Source organism: Streptomyces filipinensis (assembly GCF_014649495.1).
Classification (GTDB): Bacteria; Actinomycetota; Actinomycetes; order Streptomycetales; family Streptomycetaceae; genus Streptomyces; species Streptomyces filipinensis.
This window is the reverse complement of sequence record NZ_BMTD01000015.1, coordinates 123019-138497: the sequence shown is the minus strand read 5'-3', so window position 1 is coordinate 138497 and position 15479 is coordinate 123019. Positions and strand designations below refer to the sequence as shown.

Sequence of the window (15479 nt, the reverse complement as noted above, 5' to 3'; positions counted from 1 at the left end):
GACCAAGTTTTTTTAGCTTTCGTGGATGCGCCGGTTGAGTCGTCTCGTGGTGGCCCGGGTCCACGGCATCGCGCCGGGGCGAGAGAGCTCGCTGCATGGCTGCGGTGCGTGAGATTCGGAATATGGCGGAAGACGACGACCGCGAAGCTGTACGTCGCCGCCGCATGGCTGGAGGAGCGGGCCGACACCACCGCCCGCCACCAGCGCGCCCATCGCGCCCCGCCGGATCCTCGGGGGCGCGGCCGGGTCATGTCGTGCAGGGCGCGTAGCCGCGGGCGGAAGGAGCCGTGGAGCAGGCGGGCGTAATCGGCGGCCTTGTACGGAACAAGACGGCCGGGGCGTAGGACCGCACCAGGGCCCTCAGTCCGGCCTCTGAGTCCACCCGAAGGCGGACGAGCCCTTGGAAGCCGTTGACCGACTTCCCGTGGTCGGGATCGGCCACCAGGGCCGCGCACTGGTCGGCGGAGCGCTCGTCGAACACCCCGAGGAATCCCAGACGCCGGTCGAGTTGTCGCTGCTCACCGACCCGAGCCCGTCCCGTTCGCCGACCTGCACCAGCACACTCATCACGACGGCCTTCCTCGTGAACTCCTTGGCCTCGCCGGAGAGTTCAGGACCACGAGGAAGGCCCCTCTCATGCCCTGGGATCACTTCGAAGAGCGACCGCCTCAGAGGCGCCGATGTCAAGGAACAAGCTCACGGCGACGACGGTCGCGCCGGAGCGTTCGTCTGGTTCATGTCGCCGATGGTCTGCCACAGCCGCATCGCTCGCCCGCGGTGGCGGTGCGCCAGGTGGTGGTCGCCCGCGGCGGCGTCCAGATCGCCGATCAGTTGCCAGCACGCGGCCTCGTCCTGGCGGTCGCCGTGCCGGTGGAACAGGTGCGCCGCGCGCTCCAACGCCGGGCTCGCCCCGCCCCGGTCGTGTTGACCGGCGTACACGCGGCCGACTTCCAGCAGCGTGTACGCGGCGCACCGCTCGTCCGCCAGTTTCTCGAAGGTGGCCAACGCCTGCCACAGGCAGCGCAGTGCCTCGTCCGGATCACCGCGCCGATCGTGCAGTCGGCTGAACCGCCGCAGCACGACGGCCACGCGGTGCCCGTCGTCGAGGGCCCTGGCCTGGCGCAGGGCCCTGTCGAACCAGAGCTCCGCCTCGTCGAGTTTGCCCTGCATGAGCGTCATCACGGCCATGGAGCAGGAAAGCTGCGCTTCGATGTGCCGGTCGCCCTCACCGACCGCGATGGCCAGCGCCTGCTCGACTCGTTCGAGGGCTTCGTCGTCACGGCCCTGCACCCGGCTGACCGTGCTCAGCATCGCCACCGACAACGCCTCGCCGCGCCTGTCCCCACGGTCCCGGCACAGCCCGACGGAGGACTCCAGAGCACGGGTGGCCCGGTCGAACTCGTCTTGGTAGATGTACAGCTGGCCAAGCCCGCGCAGCAGCACCGATGTGCCGCGAACGTTGCCGGCGGCCTCGGTCGCGTCCAACGCGAGCCGGTGCCCGTGTTGCCAGTCCTGATACAGGCACCGGTGGTCGTAGTAGGTCGCCGTGCCGGCCGCCAGCTCCCAGGCCAACTCGTCCAGGCCCCAATCCACGGCCAGTTTCACCGCGCCGAGCAGGTTGTCGCGTTCCGCGTCGAACCAGCCGAAAGGATCGGCCATCAGCCGGTCCACGGCCGCATCGGGCAGTCGCCGGCGCGGGGCAGAACCGGGCGCGGCTGCCAGCAGGCCGGCCGCCGGCAGACGATCGGTGCCGCGTCCGATCAGCTCGAGCCAGGCGGACAGTACTCGGATGATCGCGTTCCGCTTGTCCGTCGTCGGCAGGGAGGCGGCGATCTCCACGGCACAGGTCCTGATCAGGTCGTGCAGTCGGTAGCGCGGCTGGCCGATGGCGTCGGTGGCGGTCAGCCGCACCAGGCTGGCATCGACGAGGGTGTCCAGCACCTCCTCTGCGTCCGAGCGGTCCAGCAGCGGGCCTACCACCCAGCCGGGCAGGGTGTAGGGGCCGAGGAGGCCCAGCAGGCTCAGCGCGCGCACCGCGTCGGCCGGCAGCAGCCGTAGGCTCAGTTCGACGCTGGCTCGCACGCTGAGGTCCCCGATCCTCAGCTCGGCCAGTCGCCGGGACTCGTCCTCGATCCGTTCCCGCAGCACACGCAGCGACCAAGCCGGGCGGCCCGTGAGCTTGCCGCTGGCGATCCGGATCGCCAGCGGCAGGTTGCCGCAGCAGTCGAGGATCGCGTCGGCCTCCGCCGGTTCCTGCTCGACCCGCCGCCGCCCGACGATGCCGGTGAACATCTCCCGTGCCTCCGCCGGGCTCAGCACGTCCAGGTCGATGTGCCGGGCGCCGGGAAGTTGCGTCAGCAGAGTGCGGCTGGTGATCAGCACGGCGCAGCCGTCGGCCCCGGGCAGCAACGGCAATACCTGATCGGCGTGGCCGGCATCGTCCAGCACCACCAGCATGCGGCGGTCCACCAACAACGACCGGTAGAGCGCGGCCCGCTCGAACAGGCCGTTCGGGATCGCGCTGCCGGCGATCGAGAGCGCGCGCAGCGCCTCGGCCAGCATCAGCCCCGGGTCCCGCGGCTCGTCCGATGTCGCGGCGAGGTTGAGGTAGAGCTGGCCGTCGGGGAAACCGGCGCTCGCCAACCGCGCGGCGCGGGTCACCAGGCTGGACTTGCCGACGCCGGGACCGCCCACGACGACGGTGACCGGGGCCCGGTTCGGCGCCGAGCGGTCGAGCAGCCCAGCGATCTCGGCCAGCGCCTCGGCTCGGCCCACGAAGTCGGCTACGTCGAGAGGCAGTTGGCGCACGGGCATCGCCATCGCCGGCCCGGTGGTCGGCGCGTCAGGACTTTCCGGTGGTGCGTCTGGAGGACCGCCTGCCGGGACTGGAGCCGCCAGGGCGGGATCGGCGGTCAGGATGCGCCGATGCAGCGCCTGGAGCGGCGGGGTGGGATCGACGCCGAGTTCGTCGGCCAGTGTCCGGCGCAGCCGCTCGTACACCTGCAACGCCTCGCCTTGTCGCCGACACCGGTAGAGGGCGACTATCAAGTGTTCGGCGACGTGCTCATCGTAGGGGTGCTCGCGGAGCAGGACGGTCAGTTCGTCGATGACCTCCCGATGGCGCCCCAGGTCGAGTTCGATACTCAGGCACCGTTTGTGCGTGGCCGCGCGTTTCTCGTGCAGCCGTGCCGCATCGATTTCCAGGACCCGGCTGGAGATGTCGGCCAGGGCGTTACCGCGCCAGCAGGCCAGCGCCCGCCGCAGCGCGACAGCTGTCTCCGACGGGGTCGCGTGCTGTTCGGCGAGGCGCCGCTCGTGGTCGAACTCCAGCAGGTCGAGCTGATCCGGGGCGAGGTGGATCTCGTAGCCGCCGCGCCGCGTACTGATCAAGGAGCCGGGTGCTCCGCACGCGACGAGGTTGCGGCGCAGACCGGAGACAGCGTCCTGGACCTGACGGACCGCAGTGGCCGGCGCGTTCCCGTCCCACATCACGGCGACGAGCCGTTCCATGGCGACCATGTTGTTGGCATCGACCAGGAGCGCGGCCAGCATCTTGGCCTGCCGCGGTCCGTCTAATCGGACGTCGCGTCTGGTGATCTGAGCCTGTAACGGCCCCAGCACGCCGAATCTCATGGTCCCCCCGGCACGTGACGATCAGCGCCGATCCCTCGGCTGACCTGGCACTAGGACGAACCTAGGACGGCCGACGGACCCGTCTCCACAGCGTCACCGTAGCGGGGCTCACCGAAGAGCGGATACTCCGGTCGGCATACGTCCAGGCGGATTCAGCCATGGCGGTGAGGATGAGCAGCAGTACGACAACTGCCACAACGCCCGCGTCCACTTCCAGCGGTCCTCCGCGTATCGGGCCGCCGACACGCGGCGCGCAGACGCGCGATCTGCACGGACGCAAAACCTGTCACCTGGCGCGGCATCGCCTTGGGTGACCGACACAGGTACACCGACGGGGCCGAGTTCGGCGGCGTCTCGGACGCGAACTGCTGAGCATCACCTGACGCCGACGGTGGGGCGCGGTGTCACCTCGATCGAGGCTCACCCCTTGCGTGGCGTCGGCCATGAACACGCCGGCGTCGCGCCAGGCGCCGTCCTGCGCTCACGGCGCACGGCAGCTCACGGCGCGCCCTGCTTGGCTGAGTTCGAAGGCGATACGTCCTGCGGACCACTAGTGGTTTCGGCGCATCTGCTCGATCTGCTCCACTACCTCGCCCGGTGTGGCTGCGGGTTGACTGTGGGGTGTGGAGGACCGCTCGTGCAGGCCGAGCTCACCATGACGGCGGTACCGCCCACTTGGACGCGCGTGCCCTGGAGATGCCCATCTCCGCAGCAACGTGGGCGATCGGACGTGACACGCATCGCTCGACGAATCACCTGCGGCCCTCAATGAAGAGAGGTGCGTCGGCATGGGCGCCCATCAGATGGCGGCGAGGTTGTTGAGCAGGTGGCCAAGCTCTGCCGGCGCCTGAATGTGGGCCAGGTGGCCCTGGCCGGGGAGTTCGTGGACTCCGGCGTGAGCGACGTGCTGCCGCACGTGGTCGAACGACGTTCCGTAGGGGGCGGTTCCGCGGTTGCACTGGCCGATGATCAGGTCGACTTGATCTGCCTGTCGCGCCATCACATCCGGAGGCGGCGCCGCGTTGAGCGCGCCGAGTTCGGCGTACAGCGGTCCGCTCAAGCGACGCAAGATCGCCCAACCGTGCTGATCGGCCCGGAGATCCTCGACATGCGCAGCGGAGAAGCCGGAGATCTGCCGATTGACGATCTCGACGCAGCGATCCCAGTCTGCAGTCTCCTCTGCCGTCTTCAGGTCCGGCAGTGCATGGCGTCCGAATGGCTGCATCACCGGCTCGTAGGCGATCACCTGGGGAATCGGGCGATCGTTGGCGGCCAGCAAGGTGATCAAGCCGCCGTAGCTCCAGCCGAAGAGAGCCCTCGTGCTGTCGAACTCGTCAAGGACCACGCCGAGGTCGTCAACCTCTGTCTGCAGTGAGTACGAGTTGGTCAACGGCCCCGAGGAAGCACGTCCCCGACGGTTTACGACTACCACTGAGGGCCAGGCGTCGATGGTGCCCGCAACACGGCGCCACGTATGCGCATCACTCATCACGCCCGGAACGACGACGAGGCCCGGGGCATCCGGCTCGCCGTACACATCGACCGTGACCCAGCTGTCCCCGCCGACCGACAGCCTCTTCTGAATCGTTCGCTCCATAAATCTATTATGGAGCGAACGATCTACAATGCAAGCGTGACCGAACGCAACCGTGGACGCCCCCGAGCCTTCGACCGCGACCGTGCGGTCCTTGAAGCCGCTCGCCTCTTCTGGCGACGCGGCTACTCCGGCACCTCGACCCGCACCCTGACCGCGGCCCTCGGGCTTTCCACCTCTAGCCTCTACGCCGCCTTCGGCAGCAAGGCCGGACTGTTCGAGGAAGCGGTGCGGACCTACGCCGAGCGCTACCGCGAGATCTACCAGCAGGCTGTCGGCGAGAAGGACATCCAGACAGTCATCGAACGCGTCCTCACCGACTCGGTCCACGAGTTCACCCAGCCAAGCGACACGCACCCCGGATGTCTCATCAGCAGCGCCGTGATGACCGACAGCACGAGCACGCTCGATACCAGCGCCTACATCGCCGAACTGCACAGCTCGAACGAGCAGGCCCTCCTCGTGCGCATCGAACGAGCGATCCAGGACGGGGAACTAGCCGCGGGCACCAACGCAGCAGTCCTGACCGGGCTCATCCAATCCATCTGGCACGGATTGTCAGTGCGATCCAGCGTCGACACGGCTCGCGAGGACCTGCTCGCGACGGCACAACTTGCTCACCAGCTGATCTGCCAACAACTCACGTCACCAACGCCCTGACCCGCAACAACTGGTAGGCGGGTCCAGCGGTTCGAAGCGGGAAGGTGCGGCCATGGGCGAGAGTGCGCAGCTTTGACGAGACGTCCTAGGAGAGCGTCAGGGGATGTCTTCACGGACTTCCCTCATCCTGAGGCAACGCCGGCTGCGCTTCGACTGCTGGCGGCGGCGACGCTTTGCTGAGCTTCACACCAGACAGCAGGCCCTGGATCGTGGCCGGGGCGCCGATCCCAAAGATGAAGGCCGGCCAGGGCCCGCTGATCTGATCGTGGGCGGCAGCGGCCAGAAGGCCCCCTGGTACCACCAGGCGGCGCCCCCCGCCAGGCCCCACAGCGTTGCGCCCAGGTTCTGGCGGACGGTCTGCCGCAGAGTGTTCACACGCCGGCGTTGCCGCTACTCCGCTCGATCGGGATCCACAGCTGGGAGTCGGTCTCTTCGCCGATCTCCACCGGCTGCGTCCGCAGGAGCTCCGGACCTGGCCGGCTCACGTAAGGGTTCGAGGGGAACCACTGCGTGAACACGGCCCGCCACAGCTCCTGGAGCGCGCTCGGATAGGGACCATGGTTGTCGAAGACCGCCCAGGTCCCGGCCGGCACGTCGAGGGCGTCGAGCTCCTCGGCGGCCGTCTGGGGGCTGGTAGCCACGCCGGTCCAGTAGTCCGCCTCGGCGCCCTCCTCCCGGCTGTCGGTCAGGTACACCGCCGCCGAGAAGATCCCCTCCGGCTCCCGGTCGGCCAGCTCCTTCATCCGTACGATCGCCTGCTCGTCCAGGCTCTCCACGTGCGCCGCGGCGGCCGCGTTGACCCCCTCGTGCACGAGGGGGACCCGGGCCTTCCTGCCGACGACCCGAAACGACTCCTTCTCCACGATCCGGTACCGCATGGCCGTACTACCTTCGACGACGACGCGGAAGGACATGCGCGGCTGCGCCGTGAGCACCGCACCCGCGCGCCGGGCTTCGCCCGGCCCGATGCCGTGCACGGACCGGAACGCCCGGGCGAACGCCTCTCCCGAGCCGTACCCGTACCGCACCGCGACATCGAGCAGTGTCAGCTCCCCGGCCAGCACCTCGGCCGCAGCGAGCGTCATGCGCCGGCGCCGCACATACACCGGGAGCGGCATCCCGGCGAGCGCGGAGAACAGCCGCCGGAAGTGGTACTCCGACACCGCGGCGATCCGGGCCACCGCGGCCACGTCGACCTCCCGGTCGAGGCAGGACTCCAGGTGGTCCAGCGCCTGATTCAACCGCTCCAGCACGCGTATCCGTCCTTCCTTCTCGCCTCAACCCCGTAGGAACGCACACCCAGCCGCAGGAGCCGCAGCGGCCGGACCCAAGACCAAGCCGGAGTCGTCTGCCGCGAGCGGCGGCCCGGGCTGTGATCAGTGCTGCGATCTCGGGGCCGGCCAGCCTGGCGTGACGCGCGAACCGGACGAGTGGTCCGGAGCCTGGGGGACCAGATACCGATACAGCCAGTCGAGCCGTCGACCGCGAGGCCGCCTCCAGGTGCGGAGACGATTCATTCGCGCGCCGCCCGACAGAATCCGTGCGGGGATTGTCGGGCAGGACGCCCCGGCGTTACCTGAGGCTTGCGTCCATGACTGATATTAAGGGGCTATGCGAACCGCGGTTCGCCGCAGTCCGTGCAACCCTTGCAGCTTCGCTCGGCAACGACGACGTGGGCGCCTCGGTCGCTGTCTACCTCGACGGCCAGCCGGTGGTCGACATCTGGGGCGGGTACGCCGATGCGGACCGCTCCGTCAGCTGGGAGCGCGACACCCTCACGGGCGTGAACTCGACGACCAAGCCCATGACCGCCCTGTGCGCCCTCATCCTGGCCGACCGGGGCCAGCTCGATCTGTCCGCGCCAGTCGCCGCCTACTGGCCCGAATTCGCCGCGGCCGGCAAGGAGAACGTGCTGGTACGACACGTTCTGTCCCACACTGCGGGTCTGCCGGACCTGTCCGGGCTGACGGCGGTCGAGGACCTCTACGACTGGCAGAGCGTGACAGCAGGACTGGCCGCGCAGACCCCCGAATGGGAACCGGGAACGGCCGCCGGGTACCACGCGCTCACCTTCGGGTTCCTGGTCGGTGAGATCGTCCGCCGTATCACCGGCCGTAGCCTCGGCGAGTTCTTCGCCGAGGAGGTGGCCAACCCGCTGGGCGCGGACTTCCACATCGGGCTCTCCGCCGAGGATGACCGCCGCGTCGCACCGCTCGTCCCGCCGCGATCACTGACCGACGAGTACGCCTCCACCGCACCGCCTGGACCGGGCGGCATACGTCGGGAATACACGGGTGCCGCGGTCCGGGTCAGGGATGCCAACTCTGTGGCTTGGCGCCGTGCGCAGATCCCGGCGGTGAACGGCTTCGGCAACGCTCGGTCCGTCGCTCTCGTCCAGTCGGTACTGGCAAACCGGGGTTCCGCCGGTGGAGTGCGGCTGCTGTCCCCTCAGGGCTGCGAGCCCGCGTGGCAGGAGGTGTTCCGCGGTGAGGACCGCGTTCTGCGGACGTCGATGTCCTGGACCGTGGGCTTCGGCAAGTTCGGCAACGCCTTCGGTTGGGGCGGATGGGGCGGCTCGCTGGTCGCGAGCGACCCTGATTCACGTATGTCGGTGGCCTACGTCATGAACCAGATGATTGACCGAGAGCAGCAGGAGGACAACCGCGGTATGGAGATCATCATGGCCGCCTACAGCGGACTGCAGTGACAACCCACGGGAGGGGGAGGTCCGTGCGTGCGCGGACCTCCCCGAACGGATCCACAGATCCGCCGCCACTTCGACCAGCCGGACCTGTCCCACCGCCTCAACCGAGGCAGTCACGGCACTCATCAGGTGCTACTTCCATGATGGGGAGTCACACCGTAAGTCCCGCCCTGGGCTGCGGCGTTCATCCGGCGGTGCCGGATGCCCGTGTCGGCTGGGGCGAGGTGAGTCGTCCATGATCAGGCTGAGGGGTGAACCCGAACCGGTCGTGTCCGGTGCCGGAGGTCAGCTCAGCGGCATGGCGCCGGGTTTGCGAAAACGTGTCGGCCGGCAGCGCAGTGACGGCGGATCAGCTCCTCGCGGCCGAGGACCCATCGGCAGAGGCTGGCAAGCCCGGCGGGTGAGCGGTCGCCGGTGCGGCAGTCATCGCGACAGAACCGGCGCCCGTCGTATGACGGGCGCCGGTCTGTGGGAAGAAACCTGTCAGGGTCGGCGGTCAGGGAAGCAGCGTGGTCGAGCGCAGGGCGTGGTGGTCGGAGCCCCAGCTGTTGGCGGAGACCGCGCACGACGTGTGGCCGGCGCCGAAGATGTAGTCGATCTTCGAGTTGTTGACGGTGTTCTGGCCGTCGCGGGCGCTGGTCGCGTCCTGGAGCTGGGCGCACTCGCGGTAGGTGTCGTAGACGGGGTTCAGGGCCTGGTAGCCGTCCCAGCCCCGGGCCGGCGGGTTGGCGTTCAGGTCGCCGCCGAACACCACGCGGTAGCCGTTGTCCTTGGCCTTCTGCTCGTCCGTCGTCAGCTCGTCCCGCTGGTACCCGTGGTACGTCCAGGTGGGGTCGTCATAGTTCGTGCCGCCGGTGCTGAAGTGCGCGCCGCAGTACATCACGGCCTTGGAGGTGATGGCCGCGCACAGAGCGGCCCGCTGCTCGACGGGGTACGTCGTCCCGGTCGAATTCGTGGCCGTGGCAGGGGACTTCAGGATGTGCGCCCGGTACCAGGTGTTCTCGTCCGGCACCGCGACGCTGACGCCGTAGGCACCCCGGTCGCCGTACCCGGTGGCGTCGGCGCACTCCTTCTGCGCGAGGACGGCCGCGCCGCCGCCTGTGCTGACGTTGTAGTAGATCGGTGCGAACCTGACGTCCCAGCCGGTGCCGGTGCGGTTCTCCAGCGCCGTCTCGATCGGCTTGGCGAACTTCTCGCAGGACTCCTCGAAGAAGAGCGCGTCGGGGGTGTAGGTGGAGCCGACGTCGTTGAGCTGGCCGATGACCTGGTCGGCCATGTGGTCGGGCGTGGAATGGTCGTTGCCGCAGCTGGAGTTCTGGTCCCCGCACAGGTTCCAGGTCATGACCTTGACCGAGGTGGAGGTGGGGGCCGACGGAGCCGGCAGGGTCCCCCAGTGCGTGTAGTCGTCGCCGCGGCGCCCACGTGGCTGCTGGAGTCGGTGACGGGCACCAGCCGGAACTTCTCCCAGGAGCCGAGGGGGGTCGTGGTCCGGGCGCGCAGCACCTCGTGGTCGGGGTAGGTGCCCAGCTCGGCGGCGATGTACGCGTCGGCACTCACCGAGTGCAGGGCGTAGGAGGCGCCGCTCGTGTCGGTGCCCTGGTACCGGAGCTCGAAGCCTTCCCAGGAGCCGATGTGGTCGCCCTGGGCGCGGAGCTTCTGGCTGTTGTTGGCGTCCGCGCTGACGAACAGGCCGTTGCTCTCGGCGCGCAGGCTGATCTGCGTGCCCTTGTCGTCGGTGTGCAGTGTGAACCGCTCGGAGGCGGTGATCGACGTGGCATTGGCGTAGAGCTTGGCGTAGTCGCCACCCGAGCCGGTGTCCGGGGCGGAGACGTACTTGCCGTTCCCGACGTTCAGCAGCGCCCACTTCTGGCCGGCGGACTTGGCCAGCTGATCGGACAACGTGCTGGCGCTCGCGGGCGCGGGCCACTGCCACTGGATCCAGATCGCCAAACTGAACAGCGCGGCCAGTACGGCCACGAGTCTGCGCATGGGCGCCCCTCCCGGTCTCACGGCGCACTCCCCGCGCACCGCTTGTTCGTTCGATTCGAAGCGCAGACACTACAGCACCGGATGATCTTGCAAGGGGGTCGTGCACCGCACGAACCCCGCCTCGTTGAGGAGGCGGGGTTCGTTTCCGACTGCCCGGCCCTGTGCCGAGCTCAACGCCCTGCGTTTCGCCCACCGTCAGATTCCGGTCTCGAAGCATCCGCCGTTCTCAGGGACGGACGCCCCTTTGGCCGTGGTCGGGGCGTGCCGCAAGGCGCTGCGGTCACAGTCGTCCATCGTCGTGAACCTGTGGGAGGCGCCGCAGGTGCACGACGGTCCCTCACCGGCCCCCATCCAAAAGCCACCGGTCCTGGCTCAGTACACCTGAGCCATTGCTGGCCACAGAGATCCGCTGGTTCACCTGCACTGCGACAGGGCACTTCTCCTCAAGACTGATCGTCCCGATACCCGTGTCCCGTCTCAGGCGATGTGGCCCCTGCCTCGAATGATCTGGTCCGATTCGCTCGCCGTCCCAGATGATCTGGTCCCGCGGGTCTGCATCTTCGGTCCCGCTGGCCCTGGTGGCACCTGAGCTGTCCCGGGTGCTGACCGATGGGGGCAGGAGCTGGTCATAGCCGTGCGGCCGTGCGGATCAGGCCGGCCAGGGCGAGGGAGCGGCTGTGGGCGGGCCAGGCGATGTGGGTCACGACGGGAGGCGCGTCGGTCAGGGGGACAGCCGTGTGCTCGGCCCACAGCCAGGAGCGGGCGGAGTCGGGGACGACCGCCACGGTGCGTCCGAGGGCGATCAACTGGGCCAGCTGCGTCTGGTTGTGGATCTCGGGGCCCGGGCCGGGCGCGTAGGTGCCCTGGGTGGGCCAGCGGGCGAGCGGCAGATCGGGGACGTCCCTGACATCGGCCAGGGACAAGGTCTCGCGGGCGGCGAGCGGGTGCCCGGCAGGCAGGACGGCAACCTGCCCCTCGGTCGTCAGTGCCTCGCTGTCGAACCCGGCGAGGGAGTTCCACGGCGTGTGCATGAGCGCGACATCAGCGCGTCCGTCGCGCAGCAGCTCTTCCTGCTCGGAAATGCCGCACGGCAGCACCTCGATCTCGGCACTGTCGGGCTCGGCCGCGTAGGCGTCGAGAAGTTTCCGCAGCAGTTCGTGGGACGCGGCGGCCTTCACCGCGAGGACCAGCCGACCGCGGGGGCCGCCAGGGCTGTCGGCACCGCCGGCGCGCCGGGTGCGGCGAGCGGCGGCAGCGGTCGCGTCGAGGGCCGCCCGGCCCTCGTGCAACAGCACCTCTCCGGCACCGGTCAGGCGGACGCCACGGCGGTTGCGCTGCAGCAGGCAGACCCCGAGGCGCCGTTCGAGCTGCTGGATCGCCCGCGACAGCGGCGGCTGGGCCATGCCCAGGCGCTCGGCGGCGCGCCCGAAGTGCAGTTCCTCGGCGACGGCCACGAAGTAGCGCAGCTCGCGGGTCTCCAGGGTGTCCACGGCCGCAGCCTACTCGGTGATACCTGGCAGGTATGACAGGACACCGTATCGGTGTTGGCCGCGCCACTCGTCAGCGAGCCAACATCATCAGCATGAGCGAAACGATGATCGCGCTGGTGACCGGCGCGAACAAGGGCATCGGGTACGAGATCGCGGCCGGGCTGGGCAGCCGCGGGTACCGCGTGGGCGTGGGCGCCCGCGACGCCGCCCGACGCGAAACCGCCGTCGGGAAGCTGCGCGCCGTCGGCGTGGACGCGTTCGGGGTACCGCTGGACGTGACCGACGACCAGAGCGTCACTGATGCCGCGGAACTGATCGAACGGCTGGCCGGGCGCCTGGACGCCCTGGTCAACAATGCCGGCATCTCGGGCGAGATGGGCCCGGGGTGGGTGCAGGACCCGACCGTGCTCGACCTGGAGGTGCTCCGCACGGTCGTGGATACCAACGTCATGGGTGTCGTCCGGGTGACCAACGCGATGCTGCCACTGCTGCGGCGCTCGGCCTCGCCACGCATCGTGAACGTCTCCAGTAGCGTCGGCTCCCTGGCCCGGCAGACGGACCCATACATCGAGATCCCGATCATGGCGGCCTACGCGCCGTCGAAGTCGTTCCTCAACGCCCTCACCGTGCAGTACGCCCGGCAGTTCGCCGGTACGAACATCCTGATCAACGCCGCCTGCCCGGGCCTGGTCGCGACCGACTTCACGGGCTTCCAAGGGCCCCGCACTCCTGAACAGGGCGCGGCCACAGCGATCCGGCTCGCCACCCTGTCCGACGGCGGCCCGACCGGTTCGTTCTTCGAGGACGACGGCGTCGTCCCCTGGTGATCACGAACCCGTCGTGAATCGACGAGGCTCCGGTAGGTCCACGAAACGGTGGAGAAGGACCAGATCGACTGAGACAGCGTCAGGCATCTGCCCGACAGGGACCAGACCGACTGGGATCTCCGGCGACGCGGCGTCTCGACCGACCTGGTCGCCGCAGGCCACGGCCCCGATCCCGGACCAGGTCATCGGAGACGGGACAACCCGATCACGGGACGCCCTCGGTAGTTCGGAGAAGGCGGCAAACTCACCATCACGGCCTTCGTCATCACGGCCTTCGTCGTGGTCCCCGCATCCGTGGCCGGAGCACATGATCAGACGATGGCTGCCTCAGCGTCCGGGGAATGCCCAGGTGGGCGAGCTGTTCGAAGCGTATTTCGGGAACGTCCCCCACACGTCCGAGCTGACGGTAGCGTGATCGGCATGACGGCGGAGGGCGAGACGGCGGAGGGCGAAGCCCTGGTCGGCGGCATGGTGAACGCGGGCGCGGTCTTCCGCCACGGTGCTCTGGTGGAACGCCCGGCGCCGCGCACCGCGCGCGCCCTCCATGCCCATCTCCGCGCGCTCGAAGAGCAGGGGTTCGACGCGGCTCCGAGGCCGATCCGTCTCACCGCGGACGGCCGCGAGCAGCTGACCTTCATCCCCGGCGACGTCGCTCTACCGCCGTTTCCGCGCTGGGCGATGACCGAGACCGCGTTGAGATCGGTGGGAGGACTGCTACGGCGCCTGCACGACGCCAGCGCGGCCATCCCGGTGGACGCATGCGCCGAGTGGCCCCGGTCCCTGGCCGACCCGGCGGGCGGAACGATGCTGTGCCACAACGACGTGTGCCCGGAGAACGTCGTCTTCCGCGACGGCCATGCCGCGGCCCTGATCGATTTCGACCTGGCGGCCCCCGGCCGAGCAGTATGGGACGTCGCCATGACCGCCCGCTACTGGGTTCCCATGGTCGATCCCACGTCCGCGGCAGCTTTCTATCCCGCGGGGCTGGACGCCCCGGCACGACTACGGATACTGGCCGACGGTTACGGCCTCTCCCTGCAGGAGCGCGCTGAACTGCCGGGCGTCATCGAACAGGCGACCGGATCCTGCCGGGCCTTCGTCGCTGGCCGAGTGGCCGACGGTGACCCCGTCTACACCCAGGCGCTGTCCGAGCGCGGTGGTTGGCAGCGTTGGGACCGCATCCAGGAGTGGCTGGTGGCTCACCAAGAGATGTTCACGGCTGCCCTGTTGGGATGACTGGCTCAGGACTCCTGACAAACGTGCTGGGCTTGACTGGTCAGAGGCCTGTGTCGTGCAGGGGGCCGCAGGCTAGCGGGACGCGGTCAGCCGCGTGCATCGCACGCGATAAACCCGGCGACGTCGGCGATCATCCCCGGGATACTGGTCGCCCATGGATGAGGTCAAGGTCGTCGTCGCCCATTCCGAGCGTGCGACTCTGCGCGTCGGTGACGTGTTCCTGAAGGTGGACGCCGATCAGGCGCGCATCGACGTCGAGGTCGAGGCGATGTCCCTGGCGCCGGTCCCGACGCCGGAGGTCCTGTGGCGTAAGCCGCCCGTGCTCGCGATCGCCGCGCTTCCGGGGACGACGCTTGGGCGCCTGGGTGGGCCGTCGACCGGGTCGCCGGCGGCGTGGGCCGCGGCGGGCTCCGTCATCCGCAAGCTGCACGACGCGCCGCTGCCACCCCGGCCGGGCCGGGCCGGCCGGAGCGTCGGGGCGCTGGCGGCGGAACTCGACGACGAGTGCGAGTCGCTCGTGACGAACGGCGTCCTGCCCGCCGACCTGGTCACGCGCAACCGCCAGGTCGCCGAGGCCGCGCTCCGGCCGTGGACTCCGGCGTTCACACACGGCGACTTGCAGATCGCGCACGTCTTCGTCGACGGTGACGAGGTCACGGGCATCATCGACTGGTCCGAGGCGGGCCAGGGTGATGCCCTGTACGACCTCGCCACCTTCACGCTGGGACACGAGGAGCACCTCGACGACGTCATAGCCGGCTATGGCACCGACATCGACCTCGACGTGATCCACGCGTGGTGGTCGTTGCGAAGCCTGCTGGCAGTTCGCTGGCTGATCGAGCACGGCTACGACCCCTTCGCGCCGGGCTGTGAGGTCGACGTGCTGAGATCCCGGATGTGAGGCTGCGCAGGCCCGACTGCCACGTACGCCTTCTGACACATCGACCTCCTTGTGTCAGGAGTCGTAAGACACCGTTTCATTTGGCTGGGTGAGTCGGTCTGCCGGGCATGGCGAAGAAGCGGCTGGCTGGACCTCATCCGACCGACCGCGGACCTCCACCTGCGCAGATGGCTACGAGGCCGAGAGATCGCACCAACGGTCGCCCGCCGAGGCAGAGCCGTCCCAACGTCTTGGTGGGCACCTGCCGGGCCGGCTGGGTGCGAGAAGGGGAGCTCCGTACTGCTTGCGCTGCCAAGTGCGGGAAGAAGGCCGGCGAAACAGAGGGCCCGACCCTTGTGGTCATCGACGTCCGGTCCGCGGGCGGCCGTCGGGGGGTGCTGAAGGCCACCGGCCGGGCGGGCGTGCGAAGATCTAACGATCGGATAAGCGCACTTCGAAGGATGGC

The 15479-nt window shown here is 69.1% G+C and carries 11 protein-coding genes and 1 pseudogene; 5 read left to right on the top strand and 7 right to left on the bottom strand.

Going from position 1 to position 15479, the window contains the following annotated elements; all coding sequences use genetic code 11:
• Positions 1–696 precede the first annotated feature (696 nt).
• The 3 genes and pseudogenes from IE244_RS29395 to IE244_RS29385 all read right to left on the bottom strand — a co-directional run bounded on the left by IE244_RS29395 (position 697) and on the right by IE244_RS29385 (position 5230).
• The gene (locus IE244_RS29395; RefSeq protein WP_191876578.1) at positions 697–3621 is read right to left on the bottom strand and encodes an AfsR/SARP family transcriptional regulator; all 2925 of its coding nucleotides are present in this window, start codon (positions 3619–3621) and stop codon (positions 697–699) included.
• Between the two features lie 502 nt (positions 3622–4123).
• Positions 4124–4370 (bottom strand): annotated as a pseudogene (locus IE244_RS29390) (helix-turn-helix domain-containing protein); the annotation flags it as partial.
• A 62-nt stretch (positions 4371–4432) separates the two neighbouring features.
• On the bottom strand, positions 4433–5230 hold the full coding sequence (locus IE244_RS29385; RefSeq protein WP_191876576.1) for an alpha/beta fold hydrolase: 798 nt from the start codon (positions 5228–5230) through the stop codon (positions 4433–4435).
• Between the two features lie 36 nt (positions 5231–5266).
• On the opposite strand from IE244_RS29385, the gene IE244_RS29380 reads away from it, so the two are divergent.
• Positions 5267–5887 (top strand): TetR/AcrR family transcriptional regulator, encoded by a 621-nt coding sequence (locus IE244_RS29380; RefSeq protein WP_191876575.1) that lies wholly within the window; start codon positions 5267–5269, stop codon positions 5885–5887.
• A gap of 371 nt (positions 5888–6258) precedes the next feature.
• Here IE244_RS29380 and IE244_RS29375 read toward each other — a convergent pair whose 3' ends face one another.
• Positions 6259–7140 (bottom strand): AraC family transcriptional regulator, encoded by an 882-nt coding sequence (locus IE244_RS29375; RefSeq protein WP_191876574.1) that lies wholly within the window; start codon positions 7138–7140, stop codon positions 6259–6261.
• 338 nt (positions 7141–7478) lie between these two features.
• Here IE244_RS29375 and IE244_RS29370 point away from each other — a divergent pair, with 338 nt between their 5' ends.
• Positions 7479–8594 carry a serine hydrolase domain-containing protein gene (locus tag IE244_RS29370; RefSeq protein WP_191876573.1) on the top strand — a complete coding sequence of 372 codons (1116 nt, stop codon included), beginning with the start codon at positions 7479–7481 and terminating at the stop codon, positions 8592–8594.
• Between the two features lie 493 nt (positions 8595–9087).
• Here the strand turns inward: IE244_RS29370 and IE244_RS42320 are convergent, their stop codons facing one another.
• From IE244_RS42320 to IE244_RS29360, 3 genes are all read right to left on the bottom strand, one after another.
• Entirely contained in the window at positions 9088–9933 is an 846-nt protein-coding gene (locus IE244_RS42320) for an endonuclease/exonuclease/phosphatase family protein (RefSeq protein ID WP_229854399.1), read from the bottom strand.
• A complete protein-coding gene (locus IE244_RS42315; RefSeq protein WP_229854398.1) occupies positions 9930–10580 on the bottom strand; it encodes a fascin domain-containing protein in 651 nt (216 codons plus the stop codon). Before IE244_RS42315 ends, IE244_RS42320 begins: the two co-directional genes overlap by 4 nt.
• Before the next feature lie 626 nt (positions 10581–11206).
• A complete protein-coding gene (locus IE244_RS29360) occupies positions 11207–12070 on the bottom strand; it encodes a LysR family transcriptional regulator (RefSeq protein WP_191876572.1) in 864 nt (287 codons plus the stop codon).
• A gap of 92 nt (positions 12071–12162) precedes the next feature.
• Here IE244_RS29360 and IE244_RS29355 point away from each other — a divergent pair, with 92 nt between their 5' ends.
• The 3 genes from IE244_RS29355 (at position 12163) to IE244_RS29345 (ending at position 15034) form a co-directional block, all read left to right on the top strand.
• The gene (locus IE244_RS29355; protein WP_191876571.1) at positions 12163–12897 is read left to right on the top strand and encodes an SDR family oxidoreductase; all 735 of its coding nucleotides are present in this window, start codon (positions 12163–12165) and stop codon (positions 12895–12897) included.
• A 420-nt stretch (positions 12898–13317) separates the two neighbouring features.
• Positions 13318–14133 (top strand): phosphotransferase, encoded by an 816-nt coding sequence (locus IE244_RS29350; protein ID WP_191876570.1) that lies wholly within the window; start codon positions 13318–13320, stop codon positions 14131–14133.
• 154 nt (positions 14134–14287) lie between these two features.
• On the top strand, positions 14288–15034 hold the full coding sequence (locus IE244_RS29345; RefSeq protein ID WP_191876569.1) for a phosphotransferase family protein: 747 nt from the start codon (positions 14288–14290) through the stop codon (positions 15032–15034).
• Positions 15035–15479: the final 445 nt, after the last annotated feature.

Bases quoted from the DNA above. Each gene is read 5' to 3' on its own strand.
- IE244_RS29385 (WP_191876576.1), bottom strand. From the start codon at position 5,230: ATGGAGCGAACGATTCAGAAGAGGCTGTCGGTCGGCGGGGACAGCTGG.
- IE244_RS29370 (WP_191876573.1), top strand. From the start codon at position 7,479: ATGACTGATATTAAGGGGCTATGCGAACCGCGGTTCGCCGCAGTCCGT.
- IE244_RS42320 (WP_229854399.1), bottom strand. From the start codon at position 9,933: ATGACCTGGAACCTGTGCGGGGACCAGAACTCCAGCTGCGGCAACGAC.
- IE244_RS42315 (WP_229854398.1), bottom strand. From the start codon at position 10,580: ATGCGCAGACTCGTGGCCGTACTGGCCGCGCTGTTCAGTTTGGCGATC.
- IE244_RS29355 (WP_191876571.1), top strand. From the start codon at position 12,163: ATGAGCGAAACGATGATCGCGCTGGTGACCGGCGCGAACAAGGGCATC.
- IE244_RS29350 (WP_191876570.1), top strand. From the start codon at position 13,318: ATGACGGCGGAGGGCGAGACGGCGGAGGGCGAAGCCCTGGTCGGCGGC.
- IE244_RS29345 (WP_191876569.1), top strand. From the start codon at position 14,288: ATGGATGAGGTCAAGGTCGTCGTCGCCCATTCCGAGCGTGCGACTCTG.